Below are 11,926 nucleotides of genomic sequence, written 5' to 3'. Positions count from 1 at the left end.
CTGAAGCCGGACAAAACCCATTGAAAGGACCCCATATATGCACTGGCACAAGCGACTGGCCGTCGCCGGGGTCGCCGGCGCCGTCGCTCTGACCGCCTCCGCCTGCGCCGGCGGACAGGTGCGCGGAGCCGGCGGGACGCCGGGGCCCAGCGAGTCGGCCGCCGCCACCGGCGGGGCCGCGCCCAAGCAGAACGACGCCACCTTCGTCTACTCGCCCAACCTGGGCGTGGTCACCGACTGGGACCCGGCCACCTCGTACTCCAACGAGATCGTCGCCATGTCCAACATCTACGAGGGCCTGACCAGGTACAACGCCGAGACGAAGAAGCCGGAGCCGCGCCTCGCGACCGAGTGGTCGTCGGCCAAGGACGGCAAGGAGTGGACCTTCAAGCTTCGCCAGGGCGTGAAGTTCCACACCGGCAAGCCCATGGACGCCGAGGCGGCCAAGAAGGCCATCGAGCGCACGATCAAGATGAACGGCGGCCCCGCCTACATCTGGAGCGCCGTCGACACCATCGAGGCCGTCGACCCGGCCACGTTGAAGTTCACGCTCAAGTACGCCACCCCGCTCGACCTCGTCTCCTCCGCCGGGTACGCCGCCTACATCTACGACGTGGACGGCGTGGACAAGGACGGCAAGAAGGACGGCGGCACCGGCCCGTACACGATCGACCAGTGGCAGAAGGGCAAGGAGACCGAGCTCACGCTGAAGGCGTACGAGGGCTACTGGGGCGGATGGAAGCCCGACCAGTACAAGAAGGTCGCCTTCCGGGTCACCCCGCAGCTCACCACCGCCTGGCAGCTGCTGCAGCGCGGCGAGGTCAACTACGTGCAGCGCCTCAACCCGCAGCTGTTCGAGCAGGCCGGGATGACGGAGGGCGTCCAGGTGAAGCAGACGCCGTCGTTCCAGAACCTGCTGGTGTTGTTCAACACCGAGTCGGGCCCCACCAAGTCCGCCGAGGTACGGCAGGCCCTGCAGCTGGCCATCGACTACGACGGCCTGGCCGCGGCGCTCAAGGGCGCGGGCACCAAGAGCAGCGGCCTGGTCCCGCAGGGACTGCTCGGCCACGTCTCCGGCATGGAGCCCAAGCAGGACCTGGCCAAGGCGCAGGAGCTGCTGCAGTCGGCCGGTTACGGGCCCGACAACGAGGAGCTGAAGCTCAAGCTGACCTACGCCCAGGGCGACGACGACCAGAAGCTCCTGGTCACGCTGCTGAGCTCGGCGCTGAAGAACGTCAACGTCGCCGTCGAGGCCAAGCCGATGGCCTGGGAGGCGCAGTGGGACCTGGGCAAGAAGAAGGGCCAGGACATCTTCGTCATGTACTGGTACCCGGACTACGCCGACGCCTACAGCTGGTTCCTCAACGTCTTCCGCAGCAAGGAGCCGCCTGAGTTCAACCTGTCATACCTGAAGGACGCCGAGATCGACAAGGCGATCGACTCGCTGCCCGAGCTGACCGCCACCGACCAGCTCAAGGCCGACCAGGTCTACTCCGAGCTGCAGAAGAAGATCATTCAGGAGAAGGCGGCGGTGGCGGTGCCGTACGTGCAGACCTACCAGCGCGCGCTCACCGCCGACGTGAAGGGCTACGTCGACAACCCGGCCTACCCGAACGTGGTGTTCTTCTACAACCTGTCACGCTGATGTGGCGTTACCTGCTCCGCCGGCTCGGCCAGGCACTCCTGGTCGTGGCCGGCGTGGTCACGCTCACCTTCGTGATCATGCGGCTGGTGCCGGGCGATCCGGCGGTGGCCTTCGCGGGGCCGAAGGCCTCGCCGGAGGAACTGGCGGCGGCGCGGGCGCGCTTCGGGCTGGACGACCCGGTGCCGGTCCAGCTGTGGAACTACGTACGCGACCTGGTGACCGGCGACTGGGGCACCAGCCTGCACACCCGGCGCCCGGTCCGCGAAGATCTGATGACGGCCTTCCCCGCCTCGCTGGAGCTGGTGGGGGCGGCGCTGATCCTGGCCATCGCGCTGGGCATCCCGATCGGCGTGCTCGCCGCCCGCTACAAGACGGGATTTCCGGATCTGGGGGTACGCGTCGGCTCCATGCTGGCCGTCTCCATCCCCGTCTTCTGGCTGGCCCTGGCCGTACAGACGGTCTTCGCCAGCAACCTCGGCTGGTTCCCGGTGGCCGGTGAGTACGACGGGAGCCTGGACAGCACGAGCCCGCTCACCCTCTGGACCAACATCACGATCGTGGACGCGCTCATCACCGGCAACTGGCCCATCTTCACCAGCACGCTGCAGCACCTCGTCCTGCCCGCCCTCGTGGTGGCGGCCTACCCGGCCGGCGTGATCGCCCAGCTCACCCGCGCGGCCCTGATCGAGGAGGCGGGCCAGGACCACGCCAGGCTGGAGCGCGCCCTGGGCTTCTCCGAGTCCAAGATCCTCACCAGGTTCGCGCTGCGGGCCGCGCTCAACCCGGTGCTGTCGCTGATCGCGCTGGTCTTCGCCTACGCCATGGTCAACGGCTTCCTGGTCGAGGCGGTCTTCAACTGGCCCGGCCTCGGCCGCTACGCGGTCGACTCGATCCGCTCGCTGGACACCCCCGCCATCGCCGGGATCACCCTGCTGATCGCGATCGTGTACGTGCTGAGCAACCTGGCCGTCGACCTCCTGCAGGGCGTCGTGGACCCGAGGGCGAGGGCCCGATGAAGGCACCGGAACCGCGCAGGACGCTGCCCCGGATGCCCGACCGGTTCGCCGCCGCGGGGGCCGTGCTCATCGTCCTGGTCGTGCTGGCCGCGCTCTTCGCGCCGTGGCTGGCGCCGTACCCGGTGGACGAGCCCAAACCGCTGGAGGCGCTGCTGCCGCCGAGCGGCGAGCACTGGTTCGGCACCGACCAGGTGGGCCGCGACGTGTTCACCCGCGTGCTGTACGGCGGGCGCACCTCGCTGGGCATCGCCGTGGCGGTGCTGGCCTCCTCCGCGCTGGTCGGCGTGAGCCTGGGCATGATCGCGGGATACGCGGGCGGCTGGCTGCGCGACGTGATCATGCGGATCACCGACATCTTCCTGGCCTTCCCCGCGCTGCTGCTGTCGCTGGCGCTGGCCGTGGTGCTCCAGCCGAGCGTCACCACGGTGATCGTGGCGATCGCGGTCACCTGGTGGCCCTGGTACGCGCGGCTGGCCGCCTCGGTCGCCGCCTCCGTGGCCAGCCGCCCGTACGTGGACGCCGCCCGGTGCCTCGGCGTGCCCGCGCCGCTGATCGTGGCGCGCCATGTGCTGCCGAACTCGCTGACCCCCGTGCTCGTCCAGGTCTCGCTCGACGCCGGTGGCGTGATCCTGACCGCCGCCGCCCTGTCCTACCTGGGACTCGGCGCCCACGAGCCGACCGCGGAGTGGGGCCTGATGGTCGAGCAGGGCCAGACCCTGTTCACCACGAACTGGTGGGTGGTCACCTTCCCCGGCCTGGCGATCGTCCTGACCGCCTTCGCCTTCAACGTGCTGGGCGAGGGCCTGCGCAACGCGCTGGATCCGAGAAGGGTGGTGCGATGATCGAGGTACGTGACCTGGAGGTCCGCTACGGCGCGCGGACCGTCGCCCGCGTCCCCGAACTCGACGTGGCCGCCGGTGAGTGCGTGGCGATCGTGGGGGAGAGCGGCTCGGGCAAGTCGACGACGCTGATGTCGCTGCTGGGCCTCACCGAGAACGCCGACGTCACGGGCAGCATCAAGGTCTGCGGCCTGGACGTGCGCGCGGCCTCGCCCCGCGAGCTGCGCGCGATCAGAGGCGCCCGCGCGGCCCTGGTCATGCAGTCGCCGCAGGCCGCGCTCAGCCCGACCACCCGCCTGGGCACGCTGATGCGCCGCGCGCTGAAGCTCCACGGCGTCACCGCCGACCCGGTGGCCGCGGTGAAGGCGGTCATGCTGGACCCGGCGATCCTGCGCCGCTACCCGCACGAGATCTCCGGCGGCCAGGCCCAGCGCTTCGCGATCGCGCTGGCCATCGCCCTGGGCGCGGAGGTCGTCCTGGCGGACGAGCCCACCAGCGCCCTGGACGTCACGGTCCAGGCCGAGGTGATCACGGTTCTGCGCCGCCTGCAGCGCGAGCGCGACCTGGCCATTCTGCTCGTCTCTCACGACCTGGCCCTGGTCAGCACCATCGCCGACCGGGTGCTGGTCATGAAGGACGGCGAGGTCGTGGAGTCGGGCCCGGCCGCGCGCGTCCTGGCCGACCCGTCCCACCCCTACACCCGCGACCTGCTGGAGGCCACGCCGTGACGATCCTGCGCGCGCAAGACCTCACTCTCGGGTATACGAAGGTGAGGAGCTCGCGACGATATGGCGAGCAGTCCGTCGTCCACGACGTGAGCCTGGACGTGACGACGGGTGGCGTCGGCCTGATCGGCGAGAGCGGCTCCGGCAAGACCACGCTCGCCCGCGCCTTCCTCGGCCTCCTGAAGCCCCAGAAGGGCACCATCTGGTACGGCGGGCAGGACCTGAGAAAGGCTGACATGCGGGCCTTCCGGCGTGACGTCCAGCCGGTCTTCCAGGCCGAGTCGCTCAACCCCCGCAGGCGCGTGGGCGCCTCGATCGCCGAGGGCCTGCCCGACCGCGACCGCGTCGGCGAGCTCATGGAGCAGGTCGGCCTCGACCCCGCCCTGGCCGTCCGCCGCCCCCACGAGCTGTCCGGCGGCCAGCGCCAGCGCGTCGTCATCGCCCGCGCCCTGGCCGTCGGCCCGAAGCTGCTGATCCTCGACGAGCCGACCAGCGCCCTGGACGTCACCGTGCAGGCCAAGGTGCTCGACCTGCTGGCCGGGCTGGACACCGAGCGCCTGCTGATCACCCACAACCTCGCCGTCGTGGGCAGGCTGTGCGCGACCAGTCACGTGCTGTTCGCCGGGCGGGTGGTCGAGTCGGGACCGACAGCCGAGCTGCTGGCCGCGCCTGCCCACCCCTACACCAGGGCGCTCAGGGACGCCGTGCCCACGCTGGGCGGGCAGCCGCCGCAGGCGGGCACCAGCGCGCCGCCTGCCGAGACGGGGTGCCCGTTCCGGTCGCGCTGCCCGCTGGCCGTACCCGAGTGTGAGCGCGCGCCGGAGACGCGCGAGGTGGGTGAGGGGCGCACGGTGGCCTGCCACCGCGCGGAGGACGTGCTCACCGGGCCATAAAGCCGCTCACCGGGCCCTTATGCCGCTTACAGGGCCTTGAGGCCGCTGATCACCTCCAGCAGGACCCGCTTGTCGGGCGCGGGCGGCGGGTGCTCGACCTGGACGAGCTGCTGGGCGTGCAGGTCGCCGACCAGGACGCGGACGACGCCGATGGGCAGGTTCAGCTCGGCGGCCACGTCGACGAGCCGGGTGGGCTTGGTGCACTTCTGCATGATGATCAGGTGCTCGGGGCCGAGGCCCATCGGCGGGGTGAGGCCTCCGGCGGTGATGATCACCGCGATCAGGTCGATGGCCTCGCTCGCGGGGACGGTACGCCCGCGGGTGAGGAGGTACGCGGGCACGATCGGCCCGGCGTCCTCGTCGAGCCAGCGCTCGTCACTCACCGCGCACCACCTTGATGGGGCGGGCGGTGGGCTCGGCCGGCGTCTCGCTCTGCTGCGTCACATGCTCTGCCGGGATCAGCACGATGGCGGTGGTCCCTCCATATGGTGAACCGCGCAACGTCACGCGGATGTCATGCCTGGCGGCCAGGCGGGCGACGACGAACAGGCCGAGCCTGTCGCTGTCGGCAAGGTCGAATTCGGGCGGGCTGGCCAGGCGCGTGTTCAGGTCGGCCAGCTCCTCGGGGCTCATGCCGAGCCCCCGGTCCTCCACCTCGATGGCGAAGCCCCGGGCGGCGGCCTCGCCGCGCACCATGACCGGGGTGTGCGCGGGCGAGTACACCGTGGCGTTCTCGATGAGCTCGGCGATCAGGTGGATGACGTCGCCGACGAGCGGCCCGGCCAGCGCGTGGCTGGGCATCGGCTCGACCGCCACCCGCTGGTAGTCCTCCACCTCGGCGGTGGCGCCGCGCGCCACGTCGTGCAGCGGCACCGGCTTGCTCCAGCCTCGGCCGGGCGTCGCGCCGGACAGGATGATCAGGCCCTCCGCGTGGCGGCGCATCCGGGTGGTGAGGTGGTCGAGGCGGAACAGGTCGTCCAGCGCGTCCGGCTCGGTGGCCTTGTGCTGCATGCCCTCCAGCTGGATGCGCTGGCGGTGCAGGAGCGTCTGGCTGCGCCTGGCCAGGTTGCGGAAGACGTGGCCGACGCCCTCGCGCAGCTGCGCCTGGCCGACGGCGGCCTCGACGGCGGTGCTCTGCACGGTGGAGAAGGCCTGGCCGACGTCGTCGATCTCGGTCGTGGTGCTGGCGACCTTCACCTCGGGCACGTCGATCTGCTCGCCCTTGCGCAGCTTCTCGACGACCTGGGGCAGCCGGTCCTGCGCCACTTCCAGCGCGGCCAGCCGGAGCGTGACCAGTTCCTTGGACAGCCGGTTTCCCGCGCGCATCGAGATCACGATGGACACGATCACGAGCGCGAGGCCGGTGCCGCCCAGGATGACCGCGCGCAGCAGCACCGAGTCGGCCACGGGGGCGGCGCGCGCGGTGAGCATCTGCGAGGCGGTCATCTGGAAGTCCTGGAAGGACTTCGACAGCGATTCGGTGGTGGTGACCCAGCCCTCCGGGGTGCGCCCGGCGATGATCTGGTCCTCCATCACCCGCATGCGCTGGTAGAGCGGCGAGGTGAGCAGGGCCACCTGCGCGTCGCGCATGGCCGGGTCGAGCTCGGCGACGGACTGGTCGACGAGGAAGCGCCGGTTGCCGACGAGCTGGGTGAAGATCCGGCGCTCCTGCGCGGTGGTCGGGCCGGAGGCGACGGCCTGCTCCCTGGTGAGCAGTTCCTTGGCGTAGCCGAGGTCGATCACGATGCGCGACTGCTCGTAGATCGGGATGTCGTCGACGAAGGCGACCCGCCGGTGCAGGCCGAACAGCGAGTCGATCATGGCGCTGTAGGTCTCGATGGCGTGCACGCGCGCGGTGAGACCGGCGTCGATCTCGCCCCTGAGCGCGTCGATCCGGCCGAGCTGGATGAGGACCTGGTCGACCTGGGAGCTGATCGAGGGGGAGGCGTCCTTCGACTTGGCGGTCTGGACCTTGAACTCCTCGGCCGCCTGGTCGGTGCGGGCGCGCTGGGCGTTGGCCGACGAACGCTCCATGCTGCCGCCGGAGCGCAGCAGGCGCGTCGAAGCCAGCCGTTCGCGCTGGATCTCACTGATCAGGCGATAGGCGGGATGGCGCAGGTTGGACCACAGCGTGGTGTACTCCCTGAGCTCCAGGCTCTCGCCCGCGGTCACCGCGGCGATCACGCCCCACAACACCACCATCGACATGAGCGGAACCAGCAGCAGACCGACGATCTTCATGCGGATCGTTCTGCTGCGGGTCATTGACACCTCACTCCGGCCGGTCCCCAACTGGAAACCCCGGACGGGACAAGCCTTGAGGATAGCAATCCGATCACCAGAATTCCCTATTTTTCAGGACTTTCGGGCATCTGTGGCGTCATCTTGCAGTAGTTTCAGGCGCAACATCGGTCACAGGGGAGATGCATGCGCCGTCGTCTCGCAGCGGCCGCGCTGGCATTCACCATCGCGGCGTGCTCGGCGCCCCCTCCTCCGGTACGGCAGGCGCCCCCCGGCGAAGCCGCCTTCGTCTACGCCCAGAACCTGGACGTCGTCACCGACTGGGACCCGGCGACCTCGTACTCCAACGAGATCATCGCCCTGCAGAACATCTACGAGACCCTGACCGTCTGGAACCCGGTCACCAAGAAGGCCGGCCCCCGACTGGCCACCGCCTGGAACGCCAGCTCCGACGGCAAGACCTGGACGTTCACCCTGCGCCCCGGCGTGAAGTTCCACAGCGGCAGGCCCCTCGACGCCGCCGCGGTCAAGGCCGCCGTCGAGCGGACGATGAAATCCGGCGCCGGCGCCTCCTACATCTGGGACGCGGTCGAGTCGATCCAGGCCCCCGGCCCGCTGACCGTGACCTTCCAGCTCAAGTACGCCGCCCCGCTGGACCTGACCGCCTCGGCCGCCTACGCCGCCTACATCTACGACACCGCCGTCGTCGAGCAGGTGAAGGACGGCAAGACCGACGCCGGCTCCGGCCCCTACACGATCGCGAGCTGGCGCAAGGGCGAGGAGAACGAGCTCACGCTCAAGGCCTTCGCCGGCTACTGGGGCGGATGGGACCGCCCGCACTACCGGACCGTCAAGTACCGCGTCGTGCCCGACCCGCGCCGCCGCTGGGAGCTGCTCCAGAGCGGCGAGGTCAGCTTCGTCAACCGGCTCAGCCCCCGGCTGTATGCGCGGGCCACCAGGACACCCGGCGTGCGGACCGCGTCCATGCCGTCACTGCAGACCGCGATGCTGCTGTTCAACACCGCCCACGGGCCGCTGCGCGACGTCCGGCTCCGCAAGGCGGTGCAGAAGGCGGTCGACTACCGGGGGCTGATCAGGGCGCTGGACGGCTCCGCCGTACCGGCGAGCGGGATCGTGCCGGAAGGGCTGCCGGGACACCAGCGCGGGCGGATATCCCGTCAGGACCTCGCCATGAGCGCGCAGTTGCTGCAGCGGGCCGGCCACGGCCCGGGAGGCAGGCCGCTCAAGCTCACGCTCACCTACGCCGAGGGCGACGCCGACCAGGCCACGCTCGCGCGGCGGCTGACCGAGACGCTGCGCACGCTCAACGTCACGCTCGACGCCCGGCCGATGCCCTGGATCGCCCAGTGGGACCGGGGCAAGAAGCGGGGCCAGGACATCTTCGTCATGTACTGGTGGCCCGACTACGCCGACGGCTACTCGTGGTTCGGCAACGTCTTCCGCAGCGGCACTCCGCCGGTCTTCAACCTGACCTACCTCAAGGACCCCGTGGCCGACAGCATGATCGACATGTTGCCGGTGCTCAACGTGAGCGACCGGCCGGCCGCCCAGAAGAGCTTCAGGCAGCTCACCGGCAGGCTGCTGGACGAGCGGGCGGTGGCGGCCTTCCCCTGGGTGGTCAACTACCAGCGGGCCTACCTGGGCGCCGTCGCCGGGTACGACGACAACCCGGCCTATCCGGACGTGGTCTTCGTCTACGACCTGCGGCCGTCGGCCTGAGCGGACTCGGTCTCCACGCGCTCGCGCAGGCGCGTCCTGATCTCGTCGGGCGTGTAGGCGCGGCGGCGCCGCTCGTCCCGCGCGATCACCACTCCGGTCGCCGCGACTCCCGCGATTCCGGCAAGTCCGAGCCATTTCCACCAGCGCATGTGCTTAGGCTAACAAGGTGCTGACTCTCGATGAGGCTGTGAACGTCACCAGGACGGGAGATCTGTGGATCTTCCGCGGGCGCTCGGTCCCCGACCGCGCCATCCAGACGATGACCAACAGCCCGGTCAACCATGTCGGGATGGCGATCGTGGCCGAGGACATGCCGCCGATGATGTGGCACGCGGAGCTGGGCAAGTCGCTGCTCGACCTGTGGTCGGGCACCCATCACCGCGGCGTGCAGCTGCACGACCTGCGTGACGCGGTGACGGTCTGGGCCGACCGCTACGGCCAGCGGGCCTGGCTGCGCCAGCTGGAACCGCAGGCCACGCCCGAGATGGAGGACGCCGCCCTGCGCGCGGTGGCCAGGCTGGACGGCACGCCGTTCCCCTCCACCGCCCGCCTGGCCGGACGCTGGGCCCGTGGCCGCGTCCCCCAGTTGCGCGGCCGGGTCAAGGACCGCACGCTCGAAAGCGCCTACTGCGCCGAGGTGGTGGCGGTGACCTACGAGGAGATGGGCCTGCTGCCGGGCGGCAAGCGGCCCAACTGGTACGACCCGGGCCGCTTCTGGAGCGGCGACGAGCTCGACCTCATGCTCGGGCACAAACTCGGCAACGAGATCACCGTCGGCGTCGAGCTCACCCGCTGAGCGCCCGGCGCAGCCGCCACGTGCCCAGGACGAACAGGACGACGGCAAGGGCGCCGAGCACGGCGAGCTGCGGCAGCACGCCCGTGAGACCGTCGCCGTGCCGGACGAGGCGGGCGAAGGCGTCATAGCCCCACGCGTGCGGGGTGAGGTAGGCGAGCGTCCGCATCGGCTCGGAGAACGACTCCAGCGGGATCGTCGCGCCGCCCAGCGTCGGCAGCCCGAGCCCGAACACCATGGCCAGCGAGATCGGCGGCCCCGGTGTGCGGAACGCTGCGCCCAGCAGCATGCCCGCCCCGCCGCCGACCAGCGAGAAGACCAGCAGCACCGCCAGCGCCCCCGCCGGGTCGCCCCACGAGACCCCGAACAGCGCCATCGACCCCAGCATGATCAGTACTGCCTGGAACAGCGCGATCGCGATCCGCCCCGCCGCCTCGCCGGCGATGATCGTGCGCAGCCGCGTGGGCCCGGCCGACAGCCTCGCGGTCACCCCGATCGCCCGCGACTCCACCAGCCCCAGCGCCGCGGTCAGCGAGGTCAGGAACGTGAACATGAGCAGCAGGCCGGGCGCCGCGATGGCGTAGGCGTTCAGCCCTTCGGGGAACGGCGTCGTGCCTGCCGTCGTGACCCGGACCGGCAGCGACGGCTGGCCGCGCGCGGCCTCCTGGCGGACGATCGAGCGGATCCAGGTGCCGGTGTCGTGGCTCTTGATGTCGGTCGCCCGGACCAGGTGGTGAACCGCCCCGCCGCCGTCGTCGTAGGAGGCGGGGATGACCAGGCCGGCGTGCAGCCGCCCGCGTTCGACCGCCTCGCGCAGCGTGCCCTCGTCGCCCAGCCGCTCGACCGTGACCCGGCTGCCCGAGGCCAAGGCGCTCGCCAGCCGCTCCGACGGGGCTCCCGGCCCGGCCACGACGCCGAGCTTGAGCTGCTGGCCGCCGCCGTAGAGCTGGCCGAGCACCAGGATGAGCAGGAAGGGGGCGACGAGCACGAAGAAGATGTTGGTGCGGTCCTTGAACATCCGGCGCAGGTTGAGCCCGGCCATCAACACGACCTTCACGGCGCCACCATCCTTCCGACACGGACGGCCGCCACGGGGAAGCTGAGCGCGGCCACGGCGAGCAGAACGGCCAGCGCGGGCAGGATCGAGGCGCCGCCCCGCAGCTCGGCCAGCCCTTCCAGGAACCAGTGGTGGGGGGTGAACATGCTCAGCTCCGGCGCCACGGGGAAGAACGAGCCACCGAGCAGCCCGAGCACCGTGGCCGTCGCGGACTGCCAGTTTGCGGCCTGCTCGGCCGTACGGGCGAAGGAGGCCAGGGCGGTCATCAGGCCGGTCGCGGCCAGCACCCCCGCCGCGATCAGCGCGGCGACCCCGGCGGGCGGTCCCCAGCGCACGCCGAGCAGCAGGGTCGTCGCGGCGACCAGCAGCGCCATTCCGGCCAGGCCGACGATGACGCCGACCAGCAGCTTGGCCGTCAGGATCGAGGCGCGCGGCACCGGCATCGACAGCAGGCGCGCCAGCGTGCCGTTGCGGCGCTCCTCGAACAGGCCGGTGACGCTGAGCATCACCGCGAAGAACGCGAAGAACATCGCCGCGCCCGCCGCGTGGTAGGTGCGGGTGTCGAGCTCGCGGGTGCCGAGCGTCGCGTCCTGCGTCACCTGGACGTTCTGGCCGCCCGGCAGCGCGTACGACTCGGCCACCTCCCTGGCCACCTGCACGGCCAGCGGCGCGTCCACGCTGCCGACGACCTCGATCCCGGCGGGGGAGACCACGAAGACGGCGTCGAGCTCGTTCGACTCGGCCAGCTGTCTGGCCTGCGCGACGCCGGCGACCGGTTCGAGGTCCGGCAGGCCGGTGCGCTGGGTGAACTCGGCGGCCGACGGGCCCGCCACGCCGTACCGGCCGGAGGGCTGGGAGCCGCCGGACAGGGCCACGCCGAACACGAACGCCATGCCCAGCGGGAGCACCACCCCGAAGACCAGCAGCATGCTGTCGCGCGAGCGGCGGCGCAGGTCCTTGAGCAGGATACGCAGCAT

Annotated in this window: 12 protein-coding genes; 7 read left to right on the top strand and 5 right to left on the bottom strand. The window is 70.9% G+C overall.

The genetic code is table 11. The annotated features are described in order from the left end of the window. Positions 1-37 precede the first annotated feature (37 nt). From ACIBI5_RS07855 to ACIBI5_RS07835, 5 genes are read left to right on the top strand one after another with little or no spacing between them, the layout of a single operon-like run. On the top strand, positions 38-1,645 hold the full coding sequence (locus ACIBI5_RS07855) for an ABC transporter substrate-binding protein (protein WP_397244343.1): 1,608 nt from the start codon (positions 38-40) through the stop codon (positions 1,643-1,645). After that, positions 1,645-2,661, top strand: a complete 1,017-nt coding sequence (locus ACIBI5_RS07850; protein ID WP_397244341.1) for an ABC transporter permease — start codon at positions 1,645-1,647, stop codon at positions 2,659-2,661. The genes ACIBI5_RS07855 and ACIBI5_RS07850 overlap by 1 nt, the downstream gene beginning before the upstream one ends. Further along, a complete protein-coding gene (locus ACIBI5_RS07845) occupies positions 2,658-3,503 on the top strand; it encodes an ABC transporter permease (protein WP_397244339.1) in 846 nt (281 codons plus the stop codon). Before ACIBI5_RS07850 ends, ACIBI5_RS07845 begins: the two co-directional genes overlap by 4 nt. Further along, positions 3,500-4,228, top strand: coding sequence for an ATP-binding cassette domain-containing protein (locus tag ACIBI5_RS07840; protein WP_397244337.1), 729 nt, complete (start codon positions 3,500-3,502; stop codon positions 4,226-4,228). The genes ACIBI5_RS07845 and ACIBI5_RS07840 overlap by 4 nt, the downstream gene beginning before the upstream one ends. Before the next feature lie 41 nt (positions 4,229-4,269). After that, on the top strand, positions 4,270-5,118 hold the full coding sequence (locus ACIBI5_RS07835) for an ABC transporter ATP-binding protein (protein ID WP_397244335.1): 849 nt from the start codon (positions 4,270-4,272) through the stop codon (positions 5,116-5,118). Positions 5,119-5,144: 26 nt separating this feature from the next. On the opposite strand, the gene ACIBI5_RS07830 is transcribed toward ACIBI5_RS07835, so the two are convergent. Both ACIBI5_RS07830 and ACIBI5_RS07825 read right to left on the bottom strand, forming a co-directional pair. Continuing rightward, positions 5,145-5,501 (bottom strand): DUF742 domain-containing protein, encoded by a 357-nt coding sequence (locus ACIBI5_RS07830; RefSeq protein WP_184959987.1) that lies wholly within the window; start codon positions 5,499-5,501, stop codon positions 5,145-5,147. Then, positions 5,494-7,383, bottom strand: a complete 1,890-nt coding sequence (locus tag ACIBI5_RS07825) for a nitrate- and nitrite sensing domain-containing protein (RefSeq protein WP_397244333.1) — start codon at positions 7,381-7,383, stop codon at positions 5,494-5,496. The genes ACIBI5_RS07830 and ACIBI5_RS07825 overlap by 8 nt, the downstream gene beginning before the upstream one ends. A gap of 162 nt (positions 7,384-7,545) precedes the next feature. On the opposite strand from ACIBI5_RS07825, the gene ACIBI5_RS07820 reads away from it, so the two are divergent. Further along, entirely contained in the window at positions 7,546-9,099 is a 1,554-nt protein-coding gene (locus ACIBI5_RS07820) for an ABC transporter substrate-binding protein (protein WP_397244331.1), read from the top strand. On the opposite strand, the gene ACIBI5_RS07815 is transcribed toward ACIBI5_RS07820, so the two are convergent. Then, positions 9,075-9,248 (bottom strand): hypothetical protein, encoded by a 174-nt coding sequence (locus ACIBI5_RS07815; protein WP_184959985.1) that lies wholly within the window; start codon positions 9,246-9,248, stop codon positions 9,075-9,077. The genes ACIBI5_RS07820 and ACIBI5_RS07815 overlap by 25 nt on opposite strands. A 20-nt stretch (positions 9,249-9,268) precedes the next feature. On the opposite strand from ACIBI5_RS07815, the gene ACIBI5_RS07810 reads away from it, so the two are divergent. Next, a complete protein-coding gene (locus ACIBI5_RS07810) occupies positions 9,269-9,895 on the top strand; it encodes a hypothetical protein (RefSeq protein WP_379610463.1) in 627 nt (208 codons plus the stop codon). On the opposite strand, the gene ACIBI5_RS07805 is transcribed toward ACIBI5_RS07810, so the two are convergent. After that, positions 9,885-10,949 (bottom strand): ABC transporter permease, encoded by a 1,065-nt coding sequence (locus ACIBI5_RS07805; protein WP_397244329.1) that lies wholly within the window; start codon positions 10,947-10,949, stop codon positions 9,885-9,887. The genes ACIBI5_RS07810 and ACIBI5_RS07805 overlap by 11 nt on opposite strands. Then, the gene (locus tag ACIBI5_RS07800; protein WP_397244327.1) at positions 10,946-11,926 is read right to left on the bottom strand and encodes an ABC transporter permease; all 981 of its coding nucleotides are present in this window, start codon (positions 11,924-11,926) and stop codon (positions 10,946-10,948) included. Before ACIBI5_RS07800 ends, ACIBI5_RS07805 begins: the two co-directional genes overlap by 4 nt.

Origin of the sequence: Nonomuraea sp. NPDC050540, assembly GCF_044457485.1 — a bacterium.
In the GTDB taxonomy this organism is placed as follows: Bacteria; Actinomycetota; Actinomycetes; order Streptosporangiales; family Streptosporangiaceae; genus Nonomuraea.
Note: the sequence above shows the minus strand (reverse complement) of the source record. Positions and strands in the feature narration are given on the sequence as shown.